24 protein-coding genes are annotated in these 24,689 nt (G+C 71.9%); 17 read left to right on the top strand and 7 right to left on the bottom strand.

Annotation, left to right across the window (positions count from 1 at the left end; all coding sequences use genetic code 11):
* The first annotated feature begins 46 nt into the window (after positions 1-46).
* The 6 genes from ACIF9R_RS00115 to ACIF9R_RS00140 all read left to right on the top strand — a co-directional run bounded on the left by ACIF9R_RS00115 (position 47) and on the right by ACIF9R_RS00140 (position 5,430).
* A complete protein-coding gene (locus ACIF9R_RS00115; protein ID WP_399972054.1) occupies positions 47-1,096 on the top strand; it encodes a segregation and condensation protein A in 1,050 nt (349 codons plus the stop codon).
* Positions 1,097-1,176: 80 nt separating this feature from the next.
* The gene (gene scpB / locus ACIF9R_RS00120) at positions 1,177-1,746 is read left to right on the top strand and encodes an SMC-Scp complex subunit ScpB (RefSeq protein WP_399972994.1); all 570 of its coding nucleotides are present in this window, start codon (positions 1,177-1,179) and stop codon (positions 1,744-1,746) included.
* Positions 1,746-2,861: a pseudouridine synthase gene (locus tag ACIF9R_RS00125; RefSeq protein ID WP_399972057.1), complete on the top strand. Its 1,116-nt coding sequence runs from the start codon at positions 1,746-1,748 to the stop codon at positions 2,859-2,861. Before scpB ends, ACIF9R_RS00125 begins: the two co-directional genes overlap by 1 nt.
* A gap of 74 nt (positions 2,862-2,935) precedes the next feature.
* On the top strand, positions 2,936-3,655 hold the full coding sequence (locus ACIF9R_RS00130; RefSeq protein ID WP_399972060.1) for an NUDIX hydrolase: 720 nt from the start codon (positions 2,936-2,938) through the stop codon (positions 3,653-3,655).
* Positions 3,652-4,674 (top strand): ADP-ribosylglycohydrolase family protein, encoded by a 1,023-nt coding sequence (locus tag ACIF9R_RS00135; RefSeq protein ID WP_399972063.1) that lies wholly within the window; start codon positions 3,652-3,654, stop codon positions 4,672-4,674. Before ACIF9R_RS00130 ends, ACIF9R_RS00135 begins: the two co-directional genes overlap by 4 nt.
* A gap of 3 nt (positions 4,675-4,677) precedes the next feature.
* Positions 4,678-5,430, top strand: coding sequence for a DNA polymerase beta superfamily protein (locus tag ACIF9R_RS00140; protein ID WP_399972066.1), 753 nt, complete (start codon positions 4,678-4,680; stop codon positions 5,428-5,430).
* Here ACIF9R_RS00140 and ACIF9R_RS00145 read toward each other — a convergent pair.
* Both ACIF9R_RS00145 and ACIF9R_RS00150 read right to left on the bottom strand, forming a co-directional pair.
* Positions 5,356-6,099 (bottom strand): DNA polymerase beta superfamily protein, encoded by a 744-nt coding sequence (locus ACIF9R_RS00145; protein ID WP_399972069.1) that lies wholly within the window; start codon positions 6,097-6,099, stop codon positions 5,356-5,358. The genes ACIF9R_RS00140 and ACIF9R_RS00145 overlap by 75 nt on opposite strands.
* A gap of 23 nt (positions 6,100-6,122) precedes the next feature.
* Positions 6,123-6,536, bottom strand: a complete 414-nt coding sequence (locus ACIF9R_RS00150) for a Rieske (2Fe-2S) protein (protein ID WP_399972071.1) — start codon at positions 6,534-6,536, stop codon at positions 6,123-6,125.
* A gap of 211 nt (positions 6,537-6,747) precedes the next feature.
* On the opposite strand from ACIF9R_RS00150, the gene aroH reads away from it, so the two are divergent.
* The 5 genes from aroH to der all read left to right on the top strand — a co-directional run bounded on the left by aroH (position 6,748) and on the right by der (position 11,850).
* Positions 6,748-7,110: a chorismate mutase gene (aroH, locus tag ACIF9R_RS00155; RefSeq protein WP_399972074.1), complete on the top strand. Its 363-nt coding sequence runs from the start codon at positions 6,748-6,750 to the stop codon at positions 7,108-7,110.
* Entirely contained in the window at positions 7,107-8,195 is a 1,089-nt protein-coding gene (locus ACIF9R_RS00160) for a prephenate dehydrogenase (RefSeq protein ID WP_399972077.1), read from the top strand. Before aroH ends, ACIF9R_RS00160 begins: the two co-directional genes overlap by 4 nt.
* Positions 8,196-8,919: 724 nt before the next feature.
* Positions 8,920-9,606 (top strand): (d)CMP kinase, encoded by a 687-nt coding sequence (gene cmk / locus ACIF9R_RS00165; protein WP_399972079.1) that lies wholly within the window; start codon positions 8,920-8,922, stop codon positions 9,604-9,606.
* A complete protein-coding gene (locus ACIF9R_RS00170; RefSeq protein WP_399972082.1) occupies positions 9,603-10,295 on the top strand; it encodes a lysophospholipid acyltransferase family protein in 693 nt (230 codons plus the stop codon). The genes cmk and ACIF9R_RS00170 overlap by 4 nt, the downstream gene beginning before the upstream one ends.
* Positions 10,296-10,359: 64 nt before the next feature.
* A complete protein-coding gene (gene der / locus ACIF9R_RS00175) occupies positions 10,360-11,850 on the top strand; it encodes a ribosome biogenesis GTPase Der (protein WP_399972085.1) in 1,491 nt (496 codons plus the stop codon).
* 62 nt (positions 11,851-11,912) lie between these two features.
* Here der and ACIF9R_RS00180 read toward each other — a convergent pair whose 3' ends face one another.
* Together ACIF9R_RS00180 and ACIF9R_RS00185 are read right to left on the bottom strand one after the other, a co-directional pair.
* Entirely contained in the window at positions 11,913-12,326 is a 414-nt protein-coding gene (locus tag ACIF9R_RS00180) for a hypothetical protein (protein WP_399972088.1), read from the bottom strand.
* Positions 12,327-12,434: 108 nt separating this feature from the next.
* Positions 12,435-13,217 carry a hypothetical protein gene (locus ACIF9R_RS00185; RefSeq protein WP_399972091.1) on the bottom strand — a complete coding sequence of 261 codons (783 nt, stop codon included), beginning with the start codon at positions 13,215-13,217 and terminating at the stop codon, positions 12,435-12,437.
* A gap of 716 nt (positions 13,218-13,933) precedes the next feature.
* Between ACIF9R_RS00185 and ACIF9R_RS00190 the strand changes: the two genes are divergently transcribed.
* Positions 13,934-14,149, top strand: coding sequence for an I78 family peptidase inhibitor (locus ACIF9R_RS00190; protein ID WP_399972093.1), 216 nt, complete (start codon positions 13,934-13,936; stop codon positions 14,147-14,149).
* Between the two features lie 74 nt (positions 14,150-14,223).
* On the opposite strand, the gene ACIF9R_RS00195 is transcribed toward ACIF9R_RS00190, so the two are convergent.
* Both ACIF9R_RS00195 and ACIF9R_RS00200 read right to left on the bottom strand, forming a co-directional pair.
* On the bottom strand, positions 14,224-15,225 hold the full coding sequence (locus ACIF9R_RS00195; protein ID WP_399972096.1) for a phosphatase PAP2 family protein: 1,002 nt from the start codon (positions 15,223-15,225) through the stop codon (positions 14,224-14,226).
* A 227-nt stretch (positions 15,226-15,452) separates the two neighbouring features.
* Positions 15,453-16,787 carry a glycosyltransferase family 39 protein gene (locus tag ACIF9R_RS00200; protein ID WP_399972098.1) on the bottom strand — a complete coding sequence of 445 codons (1,335 nt, stop codon included), beginning with the start codon at positions 16,785-16,787 and terminating at the stop codon, positions 15,453-15,455.
* A 267-nt stretch (positions 16,788-17,054) separates the two neighbouring features.
* On the opposite strand from ACIF9R_RS00200, the gene ACIF9R_RS00205 reads away from it, so the two are divergent.
* Together ACIF9R_RS00205 and ACIF9R_RS00210 are read left to right on the top strand one after the other, a co-directional pair.
* Positions 17,055-18,725, top strand: coding sequence for an MFS transporter (locus ACIF9R_RS00205; protein WP_399972100.1), 1,671 nt, complete (start codon positions 17,055-17,057; stop codon positions 18,723-18,725).
* Between the two features lie 71 nt (positions 18,726-18,796).
* Positions 18,797-19,987, top strand: a complete 1,191-nt coding sequence (locus tag ACIF9R_RS00210) for an acyl-CoA dehydrogenase family protein (RefSeq protein ID WP_399972103.1) — start codon at positions 18,797-18,799, stop codon at positions 19,985-19,987.
* 36 nt (positions 19,988-20,023) lie between these two features.
* Here ACIF9R_RS00210 and ACIF9R_RS00215 read toward each other — a convergent pair whose 3' ends face one another.
* Positions 20,024-20,461 carry a cell division protein SepF gene (locus ACIF9R_RS00215; protein ID WP_149550732.1) on the bottom strand — a complete coding sequence of 146 codons (438 nt, stop codon included), beginning with the start codon at positions 20,459-20,461 and terminating at the stop codon, positions 20,024-20,026.
* A 289-nt stretch (positions 20,462-20,750) separates the two neighbouring features.
* Between ACIF9R_RS00215 and ACIF9R_RS00220 the strand changes: the two genes are divergently transcribed.
* The 3 genes from ACIF9R_RS00220 to ACIF9R_RS00230 all read left to right on the top strand — a co-directional run bounded on the left by ACIF9R_RS00220 (position 20,751) and on the right by ACIF9R_RS00230 (position 24,674).
* Positions 20,751-21,962, top strand: a complete 1,212-nt coding sequence (locus ACIF9R_RS00220) for a DUF5685 family protein (RefSeq protein ID WP_399972106.1) — start codon at positions 20,751-20,753, stop codon at positions 21,960-21,962.
* A gap of 296 nt (positions 21,963-22,258) precedes the next feature.
* Positions 22,259-23,164: a S1 family peptidase gene (locus tag ACIF9R_RS00225; protein WP_399972109.1), complete on the top strand. Its 906-nt coding sequence runs from the start codon at positions 22,259-22,261 to the stop codon at positions 23,162-23,164.
* Positions 23,165-23,627: 463 nt separating this feature from the next.
* A complete protein-coding gene (locus tag ACIF9R_RS00230; RefSeq protein ID WP_399972997.1) occupies positions 23,628-24,674 on the top strand; it encodes a S1 family peptidase in 1,047 nt (348 codons plus the stop codon).
* Positions 24,675-24,689: the final 15 nt, after the last annotated feature.

The raw sequence follows: 24,689 nt of genomic DNA on the forward strand, positions 1-24,689 counted from the left end.
GCGGTCACCGGACGACGCCGGGCCGGGGGATCCGGGGCCGGTCGGGATGGCCGGTGCCGGGTCCGTCTCGTCGGTGACGTCGCCGGAGGGCTCCGCCGGGTCGGGGAATTCGAGTTCGGCCGGTGTGGACCGGACTCCTCCACCGGCAGCAACGTCGGCACGTCCGCCGAAGAAGCCCGCGCATCGCGATGCGCCGGGGGTGCCGTCGCCGGGCGGTGGTGGGACGGCGGGCGCGCCGGGAGAGTCGCAGTCCGCGGAGGCCCCGGACGCCCCCGAGGGCGACGGGCGGTTCAAGGTCCGGCTGGCGAACTTCGAAGGTCCGTTCGATCTGCTGCTCCAGCTGATCGCGAAGCACAAGCTGGACGTCACCGAGGTCGCCCTGTCCAAGGTGACCGACGAGTTCATGGCGTACATCCGGGCCCTGGGGCCCGACTGGGACCTGGACGAGACGACCGAGTTCCTGGTCGTCGCCGCCACCCTGCTCGACCTCAAGGCGGCCCGCCTGCTGCCCGCCGCCGAGGTGGAGGACGAGGCCGACCTCGCCCTGCTGGAAGCCCGTGACCTGCTGTTCGCGCGGCTGCTCCAGTACCGCGCGTACAAGCGGATCGCCGACATCTTCGACCGGCGGCTCGACGCGGAGGCCCGGCGCCACCCCCGTACCGTAGGACTCGAACCGCACCACGCGGAGCTGCTCCCCGAGGTCGTCATCAGCATCGGCCCCGAGGGTTTCGCCGCGCTGGCCGTCAAGGCGATGCAGCCCCGGCCCAAGCCGCAGGTGTACGTCGACCACATCCACGCCCCCCTGGTGAGCGTCCAGGAACAGGCCGGGATCGTCGTCGCGCGGCTGAGGGAACTCGGCGAGGCGAGCTTCCGGACCCTCGTCGAGGACACGGACGACACCCTCACGGTCGTGGCCCGGTTTCTCGCCCTGCTGGAGCTGTACCGCGAGAAGGCCGTGGCCCTCGACCAGGAGACCGCGCTCGGTGAACTGACCGTGCGCTGGACCGGCGGGGACGGGGACGCCGGGCCGACGGTCACCGATGAGTTCGACCGGCCCCCCGAGCAGCCCCGGGACCAGGAGGAGAGGACGCCGTGAGCGAGGAGAGAGCACAGGCCCCCGACGGGCCGCGTACCGTCGCGGACCTCGACCTCGGGCCGGCCCTGGAGGCGGTCCTCATGGTCGTGGACGAGCCCGCGACCGAGGAGCACCTGGCGAGGATCCTTCAGCGGCCCGAGCGCCAGGTCGCGGACGCGCTGCGCCGGCTGGCGGACGAGTACACCGTCCAGGGCCGCGGCTTCGAGCTGCGGCTCGTCGCGGGCGGCTGGCGCTTCTACACCCGCCCCGAGTACGCCGCCGCGGTCGAACGCTTCGTCCTGGACGGCCAGCAGGCCCGGCTCACCCAGGCCGCCCTGGAGACCCTCGCGGTCGTCGCCTACCGGCAGCCGGTCAGTCGCAGCCGCGTCTCCGCCGTGCGCGGAGTCAACTGCGACGGCGTGATGCGCACCCTCCTCCAGCGCGGTCTGATCGAGGAGGCGGGCACGGAACCCGAAACAGGTGCGATCCTGTACACGACGACGAACTACTTCCTGGAGCGGATGGGCCTGCGCGGTCTGGACGAGCTCCCGGAGCTCGCGCCCTTCCTCCCGGAGGCGGAGGCGATCGAGGCCGAGACGCAGGAAGGGGTCCCGTCGTTCGATCCGGACGCCCCGGATTCCGAGGACGCAGACGACAAGACGGAACTTTGATGCGAAGCAGCAGCGGCAGGAACAGCAGCGGAAACAACGGCGGGAGCCGTGGTGGCAACAGCGGCGGCCGCGGCGGGAGCGGCGGTGGCCGCGGTGGTCAGCGCGGTGCCGGCACCAACCGCGACGACCGGCAGGGCGGCCGGCCGAAGAAGCCGCGCCCGGAGGAGCGGCGCTACGACGTGGGCCCCGGCGCCACCCAGGACGGTCCCAAGTCGGGCCGTGGACCCGCGGCCCGCGGGGGCGCCAAGGGCGGGCCGAAGAAGCCCCTGCAGCGGGGGCGCTCGGTCCCGGCCACGTCCCGTGAGTACGAGACCCGGGCCGAGGAGCGCAACCGCGACCGGTACGCGGGCAAGAAGGACGTGAAGCTGCCGAAGACCTTCCCCGGCGCCGAGCAGGAGGGCGAGCGGCTGCAGAAGGTGCTCGCGCGCGCCGGCTACGGCTCCCGGCGCGCCTGCGAGGAACTGATCGAGCAGGCGCGGGTCGAGATCAACGGCGAGATCGTGCTGGAGCAGGGCCGCCGGGTCGACCCGGAGAAGGACGAGGTCAAGGTCGACGGCCTGACGGTCGCCACGCAGTCCTACCAGTTCTTCTCGCTGAACAAGCCCGCCGGCGTCGTGTCCACCATGGAGGACCCGGAGGGACGGCAGTGCCTCGGTGACTACGTCACCAACCGTGAGACCCGGCTCTTCCACGTCGGCCGGCTGGACACGGAGACCGAGGGCGTCATCCTGCTCACCAACCACGGCGAGCTGGCGCACCGGCTGACCCATCCCCGGTACGGCGTGAAGAAGACCTACCTCGCGCACATCATCGGCCCGATCCCGCGCGACCTGGGCAAGCGTCTGAAGGACGGGATCCAGCTCGAGGACGGCTACGCGCGCGCGGACCACTTCCGCGTCGTGGAGCAGACCGGCAAGAACTACCTCGTCGAGGTGACGCTCCACGAGGGCCGCAAGCACATCGTGCGGCGCATGCTCGCGGAGGCCGGTTTCCCGGTGGACAAGCTGGTGCGCACCGGATTCGGCCCGATCACCCTGGGCGACCAGAAGTCGGGCTGGCTGCGACGGCTGTCGAACACCGAGGTCGGGATGCTGATGCAGGAGGTCGAGCTCTAGAAGCTCCGCCGGACCTTGTCAGTTCACCGCACCCCCTTTTATAGTCGTGGTGACTATTAAAGGGGGTGCGGGTCATGGACGGCTACGACAAGTACGCCTTCGAGCCCTTCGCCGTCACCGCCGACCTCGCCGTGTTCACCCTCCGCGCGGGCGCGCTGCACGTCCTGCTCGTCGAGCGTGGCGAGGAGCCGTACGCCGGCCGGTGGGCGCTCCCGGGAGGCTTCGTCCGGCCGGACGAGTCCGCGGAGGCAGCCGCGCGGCGCGAACTGGGCGAGGAGACGGGCCTGACGGACGTCTCCGGGCTGCATCTGGAGCAGCTGCGGACCTACAGCGAACCCGGTCGCGACCCCCGGATGCGGGTCGTCTCCGTGGCCTTCGCCGCGCTGCTGCCGGACGCGCCCGAGGCGCACGGCGGCAGCGACGCCGCCCAGGCCCGCTGGACGCCGTACGACTCCGCGCGGGAGCTCGCCTTCGACCACGACCGGATCCTGGCGGACGCGCGGGACCGCGTCGGCGCCAAGCTCGAGTACACCTGCCTCGCCACCGCCTTCTGCCCGCCCGAGTTCACCCTCGGGGAGCTGCGACAGGTCTACGAGACCGTGTGGGGCACCGCCCTCGACCGGCCCAACTTCCGGCGCAAGGTGCTCGCCACCCCGGGATTCGTCGAAGCCGTCCCGGGCGCCGCGCGTCTGACCGGCGGCCGGGGCAAACCCGCCGCGCTGTACCGCGCGGGCACCGCCGCCACCCTTCACCCGCCGCTGCTCCGGCCGACCCCGGAAGGACGACCCGCATGACCACGACCACCGTCACCAAGCGCGCCGCGACAGGCGCGCTCACCGGACTCGCCCTCGGGGACGCGCTGGGCTTCCCGACCGAGTTCAACGACGTCCCGTCGATTCTCGCCAAGTTCGGCCCCTGGCGGGGGATGAACCTGCCCAGGCCGGCGATCGTCACCGACGACACCCAGATGACACTCGCTCTCGGGAACGGGCTGCGCACGGCGCTGGACCGCGGACCGCTCACCCCGAAGCGGCTGGAGCGGCCGGTGCGCGAGGAGTTCGTGGAGTGGTGGCGGTCGCCGGAGAACAACCGCGCCCCCGGCAACACCTGCCTCAAGGCCTGCCATCTGCTGTCCCGCGAGGACCGGCGCTGGCAGGACGCCAGCCAGACCGGCTCCAAGGGCTGCGGCGCCAACATGCGCGTCGCGCCCATCGGTCTGGTCCCCGGCCTGACCGACGAACAGCGCGCGGGCGCCGCCCAGTTGCAGTCGGCCCTCACCCACGGGCACCCCACCGCGCTGGCCGCCTCCGACCTCACCGCGCACGCCGTACGGCTGCTCGCCCAGGGGGCCGAGCCCACCGGCCTGGTCGGACTGCTGCGCTCCTACGCCTACGAGAACCGCACCCGGTACCACGAGTTCTGGCTCGGCGACCTGTGGACCCGCGCCCAGGACCCCACCCCCGAGCATTTCATCGCCCGCGGCTGGGACGAGTGCCTGGAGATCCTCCGGCGCCTCCAGGACGCCGTACGCACCGTCTCCCCGGAAACCGACCCGTGCCTGGCCACGGGCGAGGGCTGGATCGCCGAGGAGGCCCTGGCGACCGGCCTGCTCTGCTTCCTCCTCTTCGTCGACGAACCCCTCACCGCCCTGCGCCGTGCCGCCTGCACCTCCGGGGACTCCGACTCCATCGCCTGCCTCACGGGCGCCTTCGCGGGCGCGTACCTGGGCGCGGACGCCTGGCCGGCCGAGTGGGCGGACCGCATCGAGTACCGGGACGAGCTGATGGCACTGGGAACGCTCTGGGACGCTTGACCGATGACCGACGTCCTGGACCTCGACCTGCGCCCGGTGATCGCCGAACAGCCCGACCCGGTGCTGTTCGCCACCGTCTCCGGCGCGCATCTGTACGGCTTCCCGTCCCGCGACTCCGACGTGGACCTGCGGGGCGCGCACCTGCTGCCGGCCGCCGATCTCGTCGGGCTGCGCGAGCCGGACGAGACGCGGTCCCGGATGTGGGTCCGGGACGGCGTCGAGATGGACCTCGTCACACACGACCTGCGCAAGTTCGTCCGTCTGATGCTGCGGCGCAACGGCTACGTGCTGGAGCAGTTGCTGTCCCCGCTGGTCGTGCACACCACCGCCACCCACCGGGAACTGGCCGCGCTCGCCCCCGGCGTCCTCACCGGCCACCACGCCCACCACTACCGGGGCTTCGCACGGACCCAGTGGCGCCTGTTCGAGAAGACCGGCGAGCTGAAGCCGCTGCTCTACACCTTCCGGGTGCTGCTCACCGGGATCCACCTGATGCGCTCCGGTGAGATCCAGCCCCATCTGCCCACGCTCACCGGGGAGGTCCGCGAGGCCCCGGAGTATCTGCCGGAGCTGATCGCCGCCAAGGCCGAGCGCGAGCACGGGGACGCCCCCGTCGACCACGTACGTGTACGGGCCGACGTGGAGCGGCTGCACGGTGTCCTGGACGAGGCACAGGCGGTGTCAGCCCTGCCCGAGGCCGCCACGGCCCACGACGCCCTGCACGACCTCGTCGTACGGACCCGCCTGGAGGGCTGAGGCGCGACGGGCGCGGAAGAGGAAGTCCTCGACCCGGCGCCGGTCCGGCTCCTCGGGCAGCGGGCTGCGCCGGGCGGCCCGGTCGCCCTCCTCCGACAGCCGGGCCATCCAGGACTCCACCTCCGGCCACGGCACCTCGCCGCGCTTCACCGCGAGCAGCGCCTCGCGTCCCTCGCCGACGTCGATCGTGAGCGAGCCCGTGCGCAGCAGGTCGCGGGCGCTGGTCAGGAGGCGGAGCAGGTGCATGGCGTGCTTCCAGCGCGGGGCGCCGTGGGTGCGGACGTCGGCGTCCAGTTTGCGGCGCTGGCCGTGGGCGTACCGCGTGAACGTCTCGTGGACCCTGCGGGAGAGGAACGCCCCGCGCAGGGACAGCAGCTCGCGGCCGGTGTCGTCGGCATACTCCACCAGCGGGGAGTGCAGGCACTCCAGGATGTTGGGGTTGGCACGCAGCGCCAGCTGGCAGAAGCGTTCCAGCTCCCAGCTGAACTGCTCCTCGGCAGGCCCCTCGACATGCGTCGGCGGCTTCTCGAAGCGCCAGAACAGGGGAGTGGGCGCGAGGAAGACGCCACGGAGGTCGGTGTCGCTGCCCTCCGTGGCCAGACCGAAGGCACGGGAGCCCATGACACAGGCGTAGATCGTGTGGTCGCCGACCAGGCTCTCGGGGCGCATGGCAGGGGAGCGTACGCGGCGGTTCACGCCAGACGGATCGAATTTCCCTCCACCGTGATCCGTTTCCCCGGCAGTGGCCTGGTCGCCGGGCCCTGCTCCACCGCGCCGTCGCTGATCCCGAACCGGCTGCCGTGACAGGGACAGTTGATGGTGCGGTCCGCGACCTCGGCCACGAGGCAGTTCTGGTGGGTGCAGATCGCCGAGAAGGCCTTGAAGACGCCCTCCAGCGGCTGGGTCACCACGACCCTCTCGTCCTTGAGGACCGTCCCGCCGCCCACCGGCACGTCGGAGGAGGCGATCAGCTCCTGCCCCGCGGTACCCGCGCCGGGGGACGAGCCGCCCTCGTCGCCGTCACCGCCGTCCGAGCCGCAGCCCGGGGTCAGGGCCGCCGCGCCCGCCGTCAGCAGGACCGTGCGGCGTGTGGTGCGAGCGGGCATGTCGTCACTCCGGGGGAGGGGAAGCGGGCGGTGACACAGTGCGGGCATCTTGACACCGAAAGCACCGCAGATGCGGCACATCGCGGACAAGTGCCCTCAATCGTGCGTGTCGCCCCGTCTCAGCGGGCGAGCGCCCGGCGCCGCCCCCGGCCGGGCCTGACTACGCTGGATGACCGAACAGCAGACACGCACGTCAGCAAGGAGCATCGTCGTGGCGGTACGCGCGGTCCGGGGGGCCGTCCAGTTGGAGCGGGACGAGTCCGGTCACATGGAGGAGCGGGTCGGCGAGCTGCTCACCACCGTGCTGGAGCGCAACGGCCTGCACCCCGACGACCTGATCAGCATCTGGTTCACGGCCACGCCCGATCTGCGCTGCGACTTCCCGGCCGCCGCCGCCCGCAAGCTCGGCATCGTCGACGTCCCCCTGATCTGCGCGCAGGAACTCGACATCGAGGGCGCCATGCCCCGCGTGGTCCGGGTCCTCGCACACATCGAGTCCGACCGCCCCCGCGCCGACATCGCCCATGTGTACCTCGGTGCCGCGGCCGCCCTGCGCAAGGACATCGCCCAGTGAGAACCGCACTCGTCATCGGCACCGGTCTCATCGGCACCTCCGCGGCGCTCGCCCTGTCCCAGCGGGGCGTCGTCGTCCACCTCGTCGACCACGACCCGGAGCAGGCCCGTACGGCCGCCGCGCTCGGCGCCGGCACGGCGGACGAGGCGCCCGGCGGGCGGGTGGACCTGGCGATCGTCGCCGCCCCGCCCGCCCATGTGGCGGACGTGCTCGCCGACGCCATGTGCCGCGGCGCGGCCCGTGGATACATCGACGTGGCCAGCGTCAAGGGCGGACCGCGCCGCGAGCTGGAGGGGCGCGGGCTGGACCTGTCGTCCTACCTCGGCACCCATCCGATGTCCGGCCGGGAGAAGTCCGGCCCGCTGGCCGCCACCGGTGACCTCTTCGAGGGCCGCCCCTGGGTGCTCACCCCCGCCAGGGACACCGACACCGAGGTGCTGAACCTCGCTCTGGAGCTGGTCTCGCACTGCAGGGCCGTGCCCGTCGTCATGGACGCCGACGCCCACGACCGTGCCGTGGCCCTCGTCTCCCACATGCCGCACCTGGTCTCCAGCATGGTCGCCGCACGCCTGGAGCACGCCGAGGAGGCCGCCGTACGGCTGTGCGGGCAGGGAATCCGCGACGTGACGCGGATCGCCGCCTCCGACCCCCGGATGTGGATCGACATCCTGTCGGCCAACCCCGGACCGGTCGCCGACCTGCTCACGGATGTCGCCGGGGACCTGGAGGAGACCGTACGCGCCCTGCGCGCGCTGCAGTCCTCCGACGAGGACAAGCGCCGCGAGGGCGGAACCGGTATCGAAGACGTGCTGCGCCGTGGCAACGCCGGGCAGGTCCGGGTCCCCGGCAAGCACGGTTCCGCGCCGCGCGTCTACGAGACCGTGGCGGTCCTCATCGACGACCAGCCGGGCCAGCTGGCCCGCATCTTCGCCGACGCCGACCGCGCGGGGGTCAACATCGAGGACGTCCGTATCGAGCACGCGACCGGGCAGCAGGCAGGTCTGGTGCAGCTCATGGTGGAGCCCAGGGCGGTCCCGGTCCTCACCGCGGGGCTGCGCGAACGGGGCTGGTCGATCCGGCAGTGACCGTCCCGGGCCCGTATTGAGGGTCTGGGGCTCCGTGGCGACGGCGCGGACCCCGCCGGGGGTTCCGCCGGGGGTTCCGGCGGGGGTTCCGGCGGGGGTTCCGGCGGCGGGCTCTGCCCACGGTGGCACCGGCGCCGCCATGACCGTCCGGGGCCCGCGCGGACGTCCTCGGGGCCCGTGATGAGCGAGCGCGGGTGGGCCCCACGCCGCCCGCGCAGAGCTCTCGGGCATGGGGTCCGGTGGTGAGAGCCGGGGCCCCCGCGGTGGGCGTACAGGAGTCGCGGAGGCGGGCCGAGGTCCCGCGGTGATGACCCTGCGCTTCTCCCCTCGAAGGGACGGCTCCCCCCGCAGGCCGCCCTCACCACGGGTGGGTGCCTGGGGCCCGGTGGTGGAGGGGGCGGGCCGCGGTGGGTGTCCGGGGGCCTGTGGGGCGGGCCGCGGCCTTGCGGTGACGACCCGCGGGCTTCCCACCGAGGAGTCGGCGTCCCCTTCAGGCCCTCACCACGGGTGGGTGCCTGGGGCCCGGTGGTGGAGGGGGCGGGCCGCCGTGGGTGTCCGGGGGCCTGCGGGGCGGGCCGCGGCCTTGCCGCGACGATCCGGCTCGCTTCCCCCGAAGGACCGGATCGTCCGCTTGTCGGAAGGGTTCCGGGGGGCCGGTAATCTGGTGCGGGGCGTGTGCGCGCCCCGCACACCCCACTCCACCGCACCAGGAAGGTGTTCCTCCGTGGATAACGGCGCCGCCAAGCCCGTGATTGTCGCCATCGACGGTCCCTCCGGCACGGGCAAGTCGAGCACGTCGAAGGCCGTGGCGGCGCAGCTCGGCCTGAACTACCTGGACACCGGCGCCCAGTACCGGGCGATCACCTGGTGGATGGTGAACAACGGCATCGACATAGAGGACCCGTCCGCGATCGCCGCCGTCGCGGGCAAGCCGGAGATCGTCTCGGGCACCGACCCCAAGAGTCCCACCATCACCGTCGACGGCGTCGACGTGGCCGGTCCCATCCGGGAGCAGGACGTCACCTCGAAGGTCAGCGCGGTCAGCGCGGTCCCCGAGGTGCGCGCCCGGATCACCGAGCTGCAGCGCACCATCGCCTCCGCGGCCGTCACCGGCATCGTCGTCGAGGGCCGGGACATCGGCACCACCGTACTGCCGGACGCCGACCTGAAGATCTTCCTCACCGCCGCCGCGGAGGCGCGGGCCGCCCGCCGCAGCGGCGAACTCAAGGGCGCCGATCTGCACACCACCCGCGAGGCCCTGATCAAGCGGGACGCGGCGGACGCCGGCCGCAAGACCTCCCCGCTGGCCAAGGCCGGGGACGCGGTCGAGGTGGACACCACCGAGCTGACCCTTCAGCAGGTCATCGAGTGTGTCGTCACCCTCGTCGAGGAGAAGCGGGCGAGGAAGTGACCGACGTTCCATCGGTGCGGAGCGCCGAGGTCGGGCGGCGCATCGGCGTCGGCCTGATGTACGGGCTGTTCAAGCCCCGTGTGCTGGGTGCCTGGCGGGTGCCCGCGACCGGTCCGCTGATCTTCGCCGTGAACCACTCGCACAACGTCGACGGCCCCATGGTCATGGGCGTGGCGCCCCGGCCGACGCACTTCCTGATCAAGAAGGAGGCGTTCGTCGGGCCGCTCGATCCCTTCCTGACCGGCATCGGGCAGCTGAAGGTCGACCGGCACAGCACCGACCGCACGGCGATCTCCCGGGCGCTCGGCGTGCTGGAGCAGGGGGGCGTCCTCGGTATCTTCCCCGAGGGCACACGCGGCGAGGGCGACTTCGCCGCGATCCGCGCGGGTCTCGCGTACTTCGCCGTACGCGGCGGCGCGCCGATCGTGCCCGTCGCCGTCCTGGGAAGTTCCGACCGCCCCGGACGGTTGATAAAGGCGCTGCCCCCGCTGCGTTCCCGGGTCGACGTCGTCTTCGGCGACCCCTTCGAGGCGGGAGACGGCAGCGGCAGACGTACGCGCAAGGCGCTGGACGAGGCGACCGAGCGCATCCAGAAGCAGCTCACCGCCCACCTGGAAGAGGCCAGGCGTCTCACCGGGCGTGGAAGTCCGCCAGGATTTTCCGTGGCGGACGCTGCGACACTCGAGTAGTGGATCACGGGTTCTGTCCGGGGTTCCACCGATCACCACGATGAACGACGAGGTACGGACTTCAATGAACGACCACATCCAGCCCGACGGCTCGGAGGCGTACGAGGATGCGCACGAGCACGATCACGGGTCGCTGGGCGATGCCGAGTTCGCGGAGTTCATGGAGCTCGCCGCGGAGGAGGGCTTCGACCTCGAGGACGTCGAGGGCGCGATCGAGGAGGCGGGCCACGGCCCGCTGCCCGTGCTCGCCGTCGTCGGCCGGCCCAATGTCGGCAAGTCGACCCTGGTGAACCGCATCATCGGCCGCCGTGAGGCGGTCGTCGAGGACAAGCCGGGCGTCACCCGCGACCGTGTCACCTACGAGGCCGAGTGGGCCGGCCGCCGCTTCAAGGTCGTCGACACCGGCGGCTGGGAACAGGACGTCCTCGGTATCGACGCCTCCGTGGCCGCCCAGGCCGAGTACGCGATCGAGGCCGCCGACGCGGTCGTCTTCGTGGTGGACGCCAAGGTCGGCGCCACCGACACCGACGAGGCCGTCGTCCGGCTGCTGCGCAAGGCCGGCAAGCCGGTCGTGCTCTGCGCCAACAAGGTGGACGGCCCGAGCGGCGAGGCCGACGCGGCCTCCCTGTGGTCCCTGGGCCTCGGCGAGCCGCACCCGGTCTCCGCCCTGCACGGCCGCGGCACCGGCGACATGCTGGACCAGGTCCTTCAGGCCCTGCCGGAGGCGCCGGCGCAGACCTTTGGTACCGCGGTCGGCGGCCCCCGCCGGGTCGCCCTGATCGGCCGGCCGAACGTCGGCAAGTCCTCGCTGCTGAACAAGGTCGCGGGCGAGGAGCGGGTCGTCGTCAACGAGATCGCCGGCACCACCCGTGACCCGGTCGACGAGCTGATCGAACTGGGCGGCAAGACCTGGAAGTTCGTCGACACCGCGGGTATCCGCAAGCGCGTCCACCTCCAGCAGGGCGCCGACTACTACGCCTCGCTCCGCACCGCGGCAGCCGTCGAGAAGGCGGAGGTGGCCGTGGTCCTGATCGACGGTTCCGAGTCCATCTCGGTCCAGGACCAGCGCATCGTCACCATGGCCGTGGAGGCGGGCCGCGCGCTCGTCCTCGCGTACAACAAGTGGGACACCCTCGACGAGGAACGCCGCTACTACCTGGAGCGGGAGATCGAGACCGAACTCGGCCAGGTCGCGTGGGCGCCGCGGGTGAACGTCTCGGCGCGCACCGGACGGCACATGGAGAAGCTGGTCCCGGCGATCGAGGCGGCCCTGGAGGGCTGGGAGACCCGGGTTCCGACGGGCAGGCTGAACGCCTTCCTGGGGGAACTGGTCGCCGCCCACCCGCACCCGGTGCGGGGCGGCAAGCAGCCGCGGATCCTGTTCGGCACCCAGGCGGGCACCAAGCCCCCGCGATTCGTGCTGTTCGCCTCCGGCTTCATCGAGGCCGGATACCGGCGCTTCATCGAACGCCGGCTGCGTGAGGAGTTCGGCTTCGAGGGGACGCCGATCCACATCTCCGTGCGGGTGCGTGAGAAGCGCGGCAGGAAGAAGTAGCGGACGGAGTGGCACGGCGAAGGGGCGGTCCCGACCGGGACCGCCCCTTCGCCGTGTTCCGTTCAGACGCCTCTGCGCGGGGCCGGTGGCAGCCCGGCCGGCACGTGATGCATCTCGGAGGCGTTCCGGCCGACCGTGCCGACCCGCTGCCACTGCGGCTGCTCACCGTCGTCCTGACCGGCGCCGCCGGTTTCCGCGTCGTACGCACCGCGCACCAGGGAGGCACCGAACGAGCCGGGGCTGTGGCCGTCGTACGAGCCCGTACTACTGTGCGGGATGTTCCCGAAGGCGGTGAAGCCCATGTCCTCCTCACCGCTGCGGTCGCCCGGCAGCGAACGGAAGGACTTGACGTACTCGGTGTAGAGGGCGTCGTAGATCGGCGTGGCCGAGTGGCCGCTCCGGGAGTCCTGCGCCGGGCGCACGGGGGCGGGGACCGAGGCGAGGGACTGGCGGCGGGGAACGTCATATGCGTGCACGTATGTCCAAACGAACCCGCTCCACAAGGGATGCGGGCCTTTCGGTGCTTTCGCCGGTTGCGCCGCGGGGGTGTTCCGGCGGCGCCCGGCAGTGCTCCGGTGGGACGGTCAGATGCCCGCGAGCGGCAGCGCGGCGGCGACGAGCTTGCCGTTCGCCGCCGCCTTGTCCAGCGCGTCACGCAGCAGGTCCTCGCGCGGCTGACGGCCGATCGAGCCGACCGGGGCCGCGAACAGCAGCACCTGCTGGTGCTTGTTGGCGGCCGCCCGCCAGCCGTCGGTGACCTGGAGCGGCTGGTGGGCCTGCCACCAGGCCACCGGGCGGCCGCCGTTCGGGTTCGGCTGGAGCACGGCGTGCAACTGGCCCGCGGCGAGCAGTACCGACCAGCCGTGCAGTACCGGCGGTACGGCCGACAGTTCGGTCAGTGGCATGAAGCCCTGCTCGATGAGGAGCGGCAGGAAGTCGTCGCCGACTCCCGGCGAACCCGGCCGGGAGACCGGGGCGGTCGGCTCGACGACCAGGGCCGGGTGCAGTTCCCCGGCGATCAGGGCCAGTCCGCTGGTCACCCCCAGTACGGCCTGTTCGGGGGCGGTGTTCGCGGCCTCCGGCTCCGGGGCGTGGTCGCCGATGGCCCGAACGGCGCCCTGGAGCTGCTCCTCGGTGACCTGGACGACCTGCGACGGCAGGCAGGTGGCGTGGGCGAAGGCGAGCACGGCTGTCTCGTCGCCGACGAACAGGACGGTGCTGGTGCGCTCCTGCTCGGGATGGCCCTGGGTGCGACAGGAGGTGCAGTCGTAACTGCCCGGGGCGGACTCTCCGGCGAGCAGGCGGGCTGCTTCTTCGTCGCCGATCTCGGCGCGTACCTCGTCGCTGACGTCGAGCATGCGCGGCACGGGTGGCTCCCTCGGGATGGGTGCGTGGCGAGGCCGGGTGGCTCCCGGCCCGTGGTCCGGGTGGCTCCCCGGCTCATGAAGAAGACAACGGGCGATCTGTGGCGGGAGTCACGCTCCAGGGCGAACGGATTCGAACCATCCGGCGCGCCCGCTCACGTCAGGCGCGCGACCCGGCACTCATCGTCAACTCACCTTGTTGGCACGACTGTTGAGGGTGTGAGGTGCCCCATGGGGTACTCGGCGCCCTGGCCGACAAATCCGGAAATCGGGGAATGAAGTGGGTGGCCGAAAACCAACGACAACCGTCGCCCGGCAGCCGCCCGCTGCGTACCGGGGCCGCGAGCCCGGACGTCAGGGTGGTGCGGGTGGCACTGCTGGGCGGCGGTTCCGGGACGGCATGGCGGATCGTGTGACGGAAATGAGGGCATGCCGTGAGCGTGGCTTCCGTGGGCCCGGTGCGGTCGGTGAAAAGGAAATGGGCTTCCCGGGAGTACGGCCACCGGCACTTTCCGCCGAGGTTTATCACGCCGGTGGTGTGACATCCGGCAATTACGTTCGAATACCTGCGGAAGGGGGACGGAAACGCCCATCCGGGTGAAGGGCGCCGTCATGAACCTCTGTCGTGATCCTGTGACATAAGTGTGACCGCGGGGGACCGTTGCCACCGTTCCCGGTGCGGGCTTCCCCGCTCGCGAACCAGGGCATAGCGTGGCCGTATGGCACCCATTCCGACACCCCCCGCGGAACCCCACGACAGCCCGGACGCCTATGTCGGCCTTCCCGCCGACCGGGCCGAGCACCTCGCGCGCGAACGCGGCTGGTCGACGGTGCGGGCGCTGGCTCCGGGGACGATCATCACCATGGAGTACCGCGTGGGCCGGCTGAACTTCGAGGTGCGGGACGGCCGGGTGGCGCGCGCCTGGAAGGGCTGAGAAACGGTGACGGCCCCGGTTCCGCGAGGAACCGGGGCCGTCACCGTGTGTACCGGACGCGTCCGCCGGACCGGTCAGGGACGGGACGCCGGCGTCGCGCCGCGCGGATGACGCTCCGGGTGCGGCGGACGGCGGCTGCCCGCAGGGGAGACCGGGGAGCGCTCCGCGCGGGTGGTGTGCGGGCCGGGCGCCAGATGGGCCGGCGGCCGGGCCGAGCGGCCCGTGGGAACAGGCTCGGCAACGGGGTCCGCGCGGCCGGTGAGCGGTGTGAACATGACGGGCTGCCCGACCGGACCCGTAGCCGCCGCGGTCCGGCCCTGGCGTGCCCGCCAGCGGTCGCGCAGGTCCAGGACGCGGGTCTCGGTGCGCGCGATCAGCGGCTCGAACCAGGGCAGCGCGAGCAGGATCAGCAGGCCCGCGGCCCAGCCGAGGATCACATCGCTCAGCCAGTGCGTCCCGATGTAGACGGTGGACAGACCGACGCCGAGCGAGGTCACCGCGGACACGGCGGACAGCCAGCGGCGCGCCCTCGGAGTGGAGGCCAGATAGGCCAGGATTCCCCAGGTCACCACGGCGTTGGCGGTGTGGCCGCTGGGAAATATATCGCCGCCGAGCCACATCTCGCTCGAGCCGATCTCGGTCGCGTAGTGGGGTCCGAGGCGCCCCATGCCGTACTTGGCGGCACCCACGGTGACGTTGAGCAGCAGCAGCGAGACGCCGAGGGCGAGCAGCGGGCGCAGCGTGTGCTGCCGCCATGAGCGCCAGCCCAGCCAGGCCGCGACCATCACGGCGGTCGGGCCGCGCTGGCCCAGCACCACGTAGTAGTCCACGAAGGCGTGGAGCTCCGGCCACTGCTGGTAGGGGCGGAAGAACATCACCTGCCAGTCCAGCCGGACCAGCCAGGAGGTGATGAGCACGGCCCACACGATCGCCACGTAGAAGGCCAGGGTGGCGCCGAAGAGCACCATCCGGTGCCGGCTCATTCGCGGCATGCCGATGAGAGCCGGTCGTTCCGGCTCACGGTCCAGCCTCGCGAACACGCGGTCCAGACGGGTGTGTTTCCGTTCGGTACGCACCCAATCGACGTTACAGCGAGTGAGCGGTGAACCCCGACGAATCAGCGTCTTTGTGATGACGATGTGATGTGGCATTCCTCTCAGGAGGGCCTTTATTTCCCGTGAATCCGCACGGTGGTCCTGAATTCATTCGACCATTCGGGGGTGCGGTTTTATCGCGCTTTTATATTCGTTCACCGGAGCCTGGTGCGGAATTTCCCCGGTGCTCATCGGCGGTCCGGACCGGGTCAGGGCGGTCCGGAGCCGTTCAGCCAGAAGGCCCCGTACACCGCGGAGGCCGCCGCGACCGCCCCCACGACCAGTGCCGGCCGGGGCGCGCGCGGCCCGGCCAGGGCGCGCGCGAGGGGCAGCAGCAGGGGGAAGGCGGGCAGCAGCAGCCGGGGCTTGGAGCCGAAGTAGCTCGACGCGCACAGGGCGAGCGCGGTGACGACCCCCGCGTACACCAGCAGGGGCAGCGGCTGTCGCTGTCGTACGCAGACCACGTACAGCCACACCACGAGGCCCACGCCCAGCAGGAGTCCGACCCCGGCCAGGGCGGACGGGAACGACGTGAACCTCCCGGCGACGAAGCGGGCGAAGGCGTATCCACCGTCGAACCCGTTCCGCCAGCCGGCCTGTACGTCCAGGTATCCCAGCGGTCCGTCCCCGGTCCGGTGCCCCACCCACAGCACGTAGCCGGCGGCCCCGAGGGGCGCGAGCAGCATGCCGAGGGCCCGGCGCAGGCGGACACCGGGGGCGCCCGGGGCCCGCGGGGCGCCGTCCGGCGCGGGCGCGCGCGGGGCGGTGGTGGACGTACCGGCGCGCTGCCCGGAGCGCGCGCCGTCCCCCGGCACCGTGCTGCGATCCCGCCCGAAGGGGGTGCCCTCGTGCGGGAGGCCGGCACGTTCCAGGACCGAGGGGGCCCCGCGCGCGGAGCCGGCGCGTTCCCGCAGGCAGGAGGCGAGACCCGCCGCCCACACCGCCGCGACCACCGCCAGCCCCACCGGCCGGGTCAGCCCCGCCAGACCCGCCAGGACGCCCGCCGTCACCCAGCGGCCGGTCAGCACGGCGTACAGCGACCACGCGGCGAGCGCGGTGAACAGGGATTCGCTGTACGCCATCGACTGCACGATCCCGACCGGCAGCGCCGCCCACAGCAGCACCGTGTACACCCCCGCCCGGCGGCCGTACAGATGGTCGGCCACGGCGAAGATTCCCCAGGCCGCGCAGAGCGAGGCGAGCACGCTGACGAGGAACCCCCCGTCGGCGTACGACAGCGGCGAGACCGCCGCCACCAGCCGCTCCAGCCACGGGAACAGCGGGAAGAAGGCGAGGTTGGAGTGCACGTCCCCGTTCGGCAGCCGCACCTCGTAGCCGTATCCCAGCCCGGCGACGCGGGTGTACCAGAGCGCGTCCCAGCGGGCGGTCAGCAAGGTGTACGCGTTCGTGCCGCGCGCCTCGCTCCACAGGACCAGCACGAGCAGGCCCAGAGCACGCACGGCGGCGTACCCGAGGAGGGCCGGTGCGGCCCGGCGCAGTGCTCCGGGGCGGGCCGGGGCGGTGCGCGTCGCGAGATCGTTCACGGGCCCGATTATCGACCCGGTGCGGAACCGGACCGCCCGGCAGCGGCGTGTGCACCGGGGACGGGAAGTGGGGTACGCCACACCGATCGGCCGGAACTGTGAGAGGCCCGCCACTCGATCTCCGCTCCCACTCGCGTACTCTGACGTGTCACTCGCCGTTCGCTGCGCGGGCCGGAGACCACCGCTTCCTCTCCGGCCGAGTCACGGGGGAGTCCCCCACCCCGTGAACCCGCCGATCGCGAGGGAACATCTGGGAGGTACGTGTACATGTCCGGGACGACCACGGCCGCCACCGCGCTGCGCCGTCGGGCGGCCGGGGCCGGTGCCAACCGCTGGGTGGTGCTCGTCGTCCTCTGCGTCAGCCTGCTGCTGGTCGCCGTCGACGCCACCGTGCTGCACGTGGCGGTCCCCGCCGTCACCGAGGACCTCAGGCCCGGCGCGGTGGAACTGCTCTGGATCGTCGACGCCTACCCGTTGGTCTGCGCCTCGCTGCTGATCCTCTTCGGCACCCTGGGCGACCGGGTCGGCCGCAGACGCGTCCTCCTGCTCGGCTACGCCCTGTTCGGTGTCGCCTCCGGCCTGGCGGCCCTCGCGGACAGCGCTCCGGTGCTGATCCTGGCACGGGCGCTGCTCGGCGTCGGCGGCGCGATGATCATGCCGGCGACCCTGTCGATCCTGCGCCAGGTCTTCCCGGAGCGGCGCGAGCGTGCCCTCGCCATCGGCATCTGGAGTGCGGTCGCCGCCGTGGGCGCGGCGGTCGGGCCGCTGATCGGCGGCTTCCTGCTGGAGCACTTCTGGTGGGGCTCGGTCTTCCTGGTCAATATCCCGCTGATGCTGGTCAGCCTCCCGGTGGGCCGGCTCCTGCTGCCGGAGTCCAAGGGCGCGGGCGACGGCCCCTGGGACGTGGTCGGCGCGCTGATGGCCGCCGCCGCGCTCTTCTCCCTGGTCCTCGGCGTGAAAGGGCTCGGTGGCGGGGAATCCGTCACCGGTGTGCGGACCGTGCTGCCGCTGCTCCTGGGCGCCGGACTGCTGACCCTCTTCGTCCGCCGGCAGCGGCGCCGCGCCCATCCGCTGGTCGACCTGCGGTTGTTCGCCCGGCCGGCCTTCAGCACATCGGTGGGCTGCATCGTGCTGGCGATGCTCGCGCTGGTGGGCCTGGAACTGATCGCCGCCCAGTACCTCCAGCTGGTGCTGGGGCTCTCCCCGCTGGAGACCGGGCTGCGCCTGGTGCCGCTGACCGTCGCGGCGATGGCGGCGGGACTGGCGGGCGCGCGGATGCTGCGCGGGTTCGGCCCGCGCCGCATGGTCTGCGCCGGTTTCTGTCTGACGGCGGGCGCGGTGGTGCTGCTGACCGCGATGGGCGGGCAGGACAACGCCCCGCTGCTGCTCACCGGTTTCGTCCTGCTCGGCTTCGGCCTGGAGACCACGCTGTTCGGCGCGTACGAGTCGATGCTCAGCGAGGCGCCGCCGGACCAGGCCGGCGGGGCGGCGGCGATCGGTGAGACCTCCTACCAGCTGGGTGCGGGGATAGGGATCGCTCTTCTCGGCAGCGTGATGAACGCGGCCTACGCGCCCGGCGTCGCCGGTGTCCCCGGGGTACCGACCACGGCGTCCGCCGCCGCGGGACACTCCCTGGGCGAGGCGCACGAGGTGGCCGCGCAGCTCGGCGGGCCCGCCGGGGAGGCCCTGCGGCACGCGGCGCGCCACTCCTTCGTGAACGGGCTGCATGTGACCCTGCTGGTGAGCGCGGGTCTGCTGCTGCTCGGAGCGGCGATGGCGCTCCGGCTGCCGAAGGCGATGCAGTGCGAGGCCGCGCCGGTGGAGCTGCCCGCGCCGCGGGAGGCCGTGGAGCCCCGCGTCCTTCGAGGTGAAGGTGTGAGCCACGCCTCCGCCCGCGCCCGTCCGGCCGGGGTGGACGTGCGGGAGACCGCGTCGTAACGTCGCCCCGTGACTAGCGGCGCTAGTTGATGTCCCGGAGTCGTCCCGGATCAACCCCCGGAGGGTGTCCCATGTCCGCGTCCGCGAAGTTGCCCCCCTTCGACCCCGCCGACCCCCTCGGCCTCGACGATCTGCTGGATCCGGAGGACCTGGCGATCCGGGACACGGTGCGCGGCTGGGCGGCCGACCGCGTGCTGCCCCACGTCGCCGACTGGTACGAGAGGGGTGAGCTGCCCGGCATCCGGGAGCTGGCCCGGGAGCTCGGCGGGATCGGCGCGCTCGGGATGTCCCTCGACGGCTACGGCTGCGCGGGCGCGAGCGCCGTGCAGTACGGACTCGCCTGCCTGGAGCTGGAGGCGGCCGACTCCGGGATCCGGTCCCTGGTCTCCGTGCAGGGCTCGCTCGCCATGTACGCCATCCACCGCTTCGGGAGCGAGGAGCAGAAGCGGCGGTGGCTGCCCCGGATGGCCTCGGGCGAGGTCATCGGCTGCTTCGGGCTCACCGAACCCGATGCCGGCTCCGACCCCGGCTCGATGCGCACATACGCCAAGAAGGACGGCACCGACTGGGTGCTGAACGGGCGCAAGATGTGGATCACCAACGGGTCGGTGGCCGGTGTCGCCGTGGTGTGGGCGGGGACCGACGAGGGGATCCGCGGTTTCGCCGTGCCCACCGACAGCCCCGGGTTCTCGGCGCCGGAGATCAAGCACAAATGGTCCCTGCGCGCCTCCGTCACCAGCGAGCTGGTCATGGACGACGTACGGCTGCCCGCCGACGCCGTGCTGCCGGGGGCGACCGGGCTCAAGGGTCCGCTCAGCTGTCTCTCGCACGCCCGGTACGGCATCGTCTGGGGCGCGATGGGCGCCGCGCGGAGTTCTTTCGAGGCGGCGGTCGACTACGCGAGAACGCGGGAGCAGTTCGGGCGGCCCATCGGCGGGTTCCAGCTGACCCAGGCCAAGCTCGCCGACATGGCGGTCGAACTGCACAAGGGGATTCTGCTCGCCCATCATCTGGGGCGGCGCATGGACGCCGGCCGCCTGCGTCCCGAGCAGGTCAGCTTCGGCAAGCTCAACAACGTCCGCGAGGCCATCGACATCTGCCGCACGGCCCGTACGATCCTCGGGGCCAACGGGATCTCGCTCGAGTACCCGGTGATGCGGCACGCGACGAACCTGGAATCGGTGCTCACCTACGAGGGCACCGTCGAGATGCACCAGCTCGTGCTGGGCAAGGCGCTCACCGGGCTCGACGCCTTCCGGTGAGCGTCCGAAGGGGCAGGGCCGGCGAGCGGCCCTGCCTCAGCTCTGGTTGAAGAAACCGTCCGAACGGTGCGCGGCCGGCTCACCGCTGACCACCTCGGTGTCGGCCGGGCTGAGCAGGAACACCCGGTTGGACACCCGCTCGATGGAACCGCGCAGGCCGAAGATCAGGCCCGCGGCGAAGTCGACGACGCGCTTGGCGTCACCGGCGTCCATGGCCGTGAGGTTCATGATGACGGGAACGCCCTCGCGGAACAGCTCGCCGATGGCACGGGCGTCCCGGAAGCTGTCCGGGGTGACCGTGCCGATGCGGCGCCCCTTCTCCTCGGCGACGTCCGCGGCCACCTTGACCCGCGGATCGGTGACCCAGGCCTCCCCGGTCTCGGGCCCGTCGGAGTAGTCGTCGTCGTAGTAACGCTCGTCTTCGTTGTCGTCGACGAGGCCAAGCCAGGCACTCGCCTTGCGTACCGATCCCATGGACGCCTCCTCTCACAGCGGTCCTTCTGCTTTCCGCATCCCTATGGTCGTCCATGATGCGGATGGCGCGCCAAGTGGATAGACGCCGCGCGGGGGGTTTGTGACGGTACTGGTGCACAGCGGATCCGTCGAGAGCCCGTGTTTCCCAAGGGTCTTGGTGTAAACAGTTACTGACGGGGAGTGAAATATGATTTTCCCGGCGTCCGGGTGACGAGGGGTACATACGAGTGAACGTTCCGACCGCTACGATGCGGCCGCTCAACGTCGTACAACTGCGCGGGGGAACGTCGTGTTCGGAATGGTCAGGCCGTGTCGGCACCGGCTGGGGGAGAAGCTCACCGCCCAGTGGATGGCCCATTTGTGCGGGTTGTGCCTCGCGTTGCGCGGGGATCACGGGCAGCTCGCGCGTATCGTCACCAACTACGACGGGCTGCTCGTCTCCGTTCTGACGGAAGCTCAGTCCGGCTCCGCGGCAGCGGGACGGCGCACCGCGGGGCCCTGTCCGCTGCGCGGTATGCGTACCGCCTCCGTCGCGCACGGTGAGGGCGCGCGGCTCGCGGCGGCCGTCTCCCTCGTCCTCGCCTCCGCCAAGATGCGTGACCATGTCGCCGACGGCGACGGGCTGCTGGCGCGCAGGCCGGTGGCGCTCGCCGCGCGCCGGGTCGCCGCGGGCTGGGACCGGGCCGGAGCGCGGACCGGTTCCGACGTCGGCTTCGACACGGCCGTCCTGCTCGACGCCGTGGACCGGCAGAGCGGCATCGAGACCCTCGCCGGGCCCGGCACTGCGATCCTCACCGTCACCGAGCCGACCGAGACCGCGACCGCGGCCGCCTTCGCGCACACCGCGGTGCTCGCCGGCCGGCCGCACAACGCCGGGCCGCTCGCGGAGGCCGGGCGCCTCTTCGGGCGCCTCGCGCATCTGCTGGACGCCGTGGAGGACCGGGAGGCCGACGCCGCCGCGGGCGCCTGGAACCCGCTCGCCGCCACCGGCACCCCGCTGGAGGAGGCCCGTCGGCTCGCCGACGACGCGGTGCACGGCATCCGGCTTGCCCTCGGGGAGGTGGAGTTCCAGGACGCCGGGCTCGCGCATCTGCTGCTCGTGCACGAGGTGCGGCGCTCGGTGGACCGGGCGTTCGGCACCGTGCCCGCCTGCGCGTCCCAACGGTCCGGGCCCCATGACCGGCCGCCGCAGAATCCGTACGGTGGCGGAAATCCGTATGCGGGCGGTCCGTACGGCAGCGGGAATCCGCACGCCGGCGACGGGGGAGCGCCCGGCGGGGGTGGTGGCGGTTTCGGAGGGCCGGGTTCCGGGCCGGCCGCCCAGCCGCCGCGTGGACGGCGCGGGTTCTGGGCCGGTTGCGGGATGTTCTGGCTGTTGTGCTGCACCTGCAAGATGTGCTGCGCCGAGGAGTACGAGGGGCCATGGTCCCGTAAGAAGCGTGAGGGCTGCTGCCACAAGTGCGACTGTGACGGGTGCGACTGCTGCTGCGACTGTTCGTAGTGGGCGGCGGGGAACCGGAGGGACAACTTCCGGCCACCCTCTGTCTGTTCGGTCGGCCGTCAGGCCGGTGTGACCGCTGGTAATGCGATCGGCTCGCGACTCAAAACCCCTACATGGTTCAAAGGTTGACGGCCGAAAGGCACTCTTGCGCCGAACGGTCGGTCGGCCGAATACTCGCCTCCAGCGCTTGTCAGGGGCACGACGTGTTCGGGATCCGGACGCGTGGCCGGCTGACTGCGCCTCACGGGCCCACAACCCCACGAGGGCCCCCTACTTCCTTTGTGGAGGAACGAGAAGTGAGGATCAAGCGCACCACCCCCCGCAGCGGCATCTCGAGACGGACCCGGCTGATCGCCGTATCCACCGGCCTCGTGGCCGCCGCCGCGATCGCGATCCCCAGCGCGAACGCGGCAGACACCCCCACCACCTTCAGTTCCGCCGAGCTCAAGAGCGTCAGCGGCTCGGTGCTGAAGGCCGACATCCCGGGCACCGCCTGGGCTGTCGACAGCAAGACCAACCGGGTCGTCGTCACCGTCGACAGCACGGTCTCCCAGGCCGAGATCAACAAGATCAAGCGGCAGGCCGGGGACGACGCCGAGGCGATCACCGTCAAGCGCACCCCGGGCACGTTCAGCAAGCTCATCCAGGGCGGTGACGCCATCTATGCGAGCAGCTGGCGCTGCTCCCTCGGCTTCAACGTCCGCAGCAGCAGCGGTACCGAGTACTTCCTGACCGCCGGTCACTGCACCGACGGCGCGGGCACCTGGTATTCCAACTCCGCGCGCACCACGGCCATCGGCACGACGGCCGGCTCCAGTTTCCCGGGCAACGACTACGGCATCGTCCGGTACACCGGGTCCGTCAGCCGGCCCGGCACCGCGAACGGCGTGGACATCACCCGCGCGGCCACCCCGAGCGTGGGCACCACGGTCATCCGTGACGGCTCCACCACGGGCACGCACAGCGGCCGGGTGACCGCGCTCAACGCCACCGTGAACTACGGCGGCGGCGACATCGTCGGCGGCCTCATCCAGACCACGGTCTGCGCCGAGCCCGGCGACTCCGGCGGTGCGCTCTACGGCAGCAACGGCACCGCGTACGGTCTGACCTCCGGCGGCAGCGGCAACTGCTCCTCCGGCGGCACGACCTTCTTCCAGCCGGTGACTGAGGCGCTGAGCGCCTACGGGGTCAGCGTCTACTAGGACCGGTTCCGTACCACCGGTCCCCCGGCTCCGTCCGCGGCCGGCAGCACGGCGAGCCCCCGCACGCGATCCGCGTGCGGGGGCTCGCCCTTGTGTGCTCCCGGCTTGTGTGCTCCCGGCGCCAGGGGTCGATTTCGAGCCACCCTCGAACCTCGTGGACCATACCGCCGGTTACTCCTTCGCAGCGTTTGCACTGCGAACGACCCTGCGTGTCCATGACCAGTCAGGACATAGAGGGCGCACGGCCGTTGTCGTACGCGCGTCCTGAAGTCGACCTTGTGTGCTCCCTGGAGGATTCGGAAGAGTGGGCGCCGTTCGACCGGCACGGGCGTGGCTTCTTTCGTCTTCCACCCCCGTGGCCGTACGCCTTCCGGTCCGGTGAGGTCCCCACAACCTCCCGGGCCGTCCCCCCACAGGAGGACGTGAGTTGAAGCACCGACGCATACCCAGGCGACGTGTGGCCATGGCGGGTGCGGGTATCGCCGCACTGGCCGCGGGCGCGGTCACCTTCCAGACTGCGAACGCCAGCGAGGTCCCGGCGGACGCCGAGCCTCGCACGCTCTCGGTCCAGGCGGCCGGAAAGCTCGCATCGACGCTCGCCCAGGACCTGGGCGCCGACGCGGCGGGAACGTACTACGACGCGAAGAGCAAGAGCCTCGTGGTGAACGTGCTCGACGAGGCCGCGGCCGCGACCGTCGAATCGGCCGGCGCCGAGGCGAGAGTCGTGACGAACTCCCTCGCCGAGCTGAAGAGCGCGCACACCACCCTCCGGCGGGACGCCACCATCCCGGGCACCGCCTGGGTGACCGACCCGACCACCAACAAGGTCGTCGTCACCGCGGACCGCACCGTCTCCGAGGCCGAGTGGGCCGAGCTGACGAAGGTCGTCGACTCGCTGGGAGCCACGGCCGAACTCCAGCGCACCGAGGGGGAGTACAAGCCCTTCGTCGCGGGCGGCGACGCCATCACCGGGGACGGCGGGCGCTGCTCACTCGGCTTCAACGTGACCAAGGGCGGCGAGCCGCACTTCCTCACCGCCGGGCACTGCACCGAGGGCATCTCCACCTGGTCGGACTCCTCGGGCAACGTGATCGGCGAGAACGCGGCGTCCAGCTTCCCGGGCGACGACTACGGTCTGGTCAAGTACACCGCCGACGTGGACCACCCGAGCGAGGTCAACCTCTACGACGGGTCCACGCAGGCGATCTCCGGCGCCGCCGAGGCCACCGTCGGCATGCAGGTCACCCGCAGCGGCTCCACCACCCAGGTGCACTCCGGCACGGTCACCGGTCTGGACGCCACCGTGAACTACGGCAACGGTGACATCGTCAACGGTCTGATCCAGACCGATGTGTGCGCCGAGCCCGGCGACAGCGGCGGCTCGCTCTTCTCGGGCGGCAGCGCGGTCGGCCTCACCTCCGGCGGCAGCGGCGACTGCACCTCGGGCGGCACGACCTTCTTCCAGCCGGTGACGGAGGCCCTGTCGGCCACCGGTACCCAGATCGGCTGAGCACGCCTCGTCACG

Source organism: Streptomyces sp. NPDC086080, from assembly GCF_044540255.1.
Taxonomy (GTDB): Bacteria; Actinomycetota; Actinomycetes; order Streptomycetales; family Streptomycetaceae; genus Streptomyces.

Coding starts and splice junctions, on each gene's coding strand:
- ACIF9R_RS00115 (WP_399972054.1), top strand. CDS start 47: ATGGCCGGTGCCGGGTCCGTCTCGTCGGTGACGTCGCCGGAGGGCTCC.
- scpB (WP_399972994.1), top strand. CDS start 1,177: ATGGTCGTGGACGAGCCCGCGACCGAGGAGCACCTGGCGAGGATCCTT.
- ACIF9R_RS00125 (WP_399972057.1), top strand. CDS start 1,746: ATGCGAAGCAGCAGCGGCAGGAACAGCAGCGGAAACAACGGCGGGAGC.
- ACIF9R_RS00130 (WP_399972060.1), top strand. CDS start 2,936: ATGGACGGCTACGACAAGTACGCCTTCGAGCCCTTCGCCGTCACCGCC.
- ACIF9R_RS00135 (WP_399972063.1), top strand. CDS start 3,652: ATGACCACGACCACCGTCACCAAGCGCGCCGCGACAGGCGCGCTCACC.
- ACIF9R_RS00140 (WP_399972066.1), top strand. CDS start 4,678: ATGACCGACGTCCTGGACCTCGACCTGCGCCCGGTGATCGCCGAACAG.
- ACIF9R_RS00145 (WP_399972069.1), bottom strand. CDS start 6,099: ATGCGCCCCGAGAGCCTGGTCGGCGACCACACGATCTACGCCTGTGTC.
- ACIF9R_RS00150 (WP_399972071.1), bottom strand. CDS start 6,536: ATGCCCGCTCGCACCACACGCCGCACGGTCCTGCTGACGGCGGGCGCG.
- der (WP_399972085.1), top strand. CDS start 10,360: ATGAACGACCACATCCAGCCCGACGGCTCGGAGGCGTACGAGGATGCG.
- ACIF9R_RS00190 (WP_399972093.1), top strand. CDS start 13,934: ATGGCACCCATTCCGACACCCCCCGCGGAACCCCACGACAGCCCGGAC.
- ACIF9R_RS00205 (WP_399972100.1), top strand. CDS start 17,055: ATGTCCGGGACGACCACGGCCGCCACCGCGCTGCGCCGTCGGGCGGCC.
- ACIF9R_RS00210 (WP_399972103.1), top strand. CDS start 18,797: ATGTCCGCGTCCGCGAAGTTGCCCCCCTTCGACCCCGCCGACCCCCTC.
- ACIF9R_RS00215 (WP_149550732.1), bottom strand. CDS start 20,461: ATGGGATCGGTACGCAAGGCGAGTGCCTGGCTTGGCCTCGTCGACGAC.
- ACIF9R_RS00230 (WP_399972997.1), top strand. CDS start 23,628: ATGGCGGGTGCGGGTATCGCCGCACTGGCCGCGGGCGCGGTCACCTTC.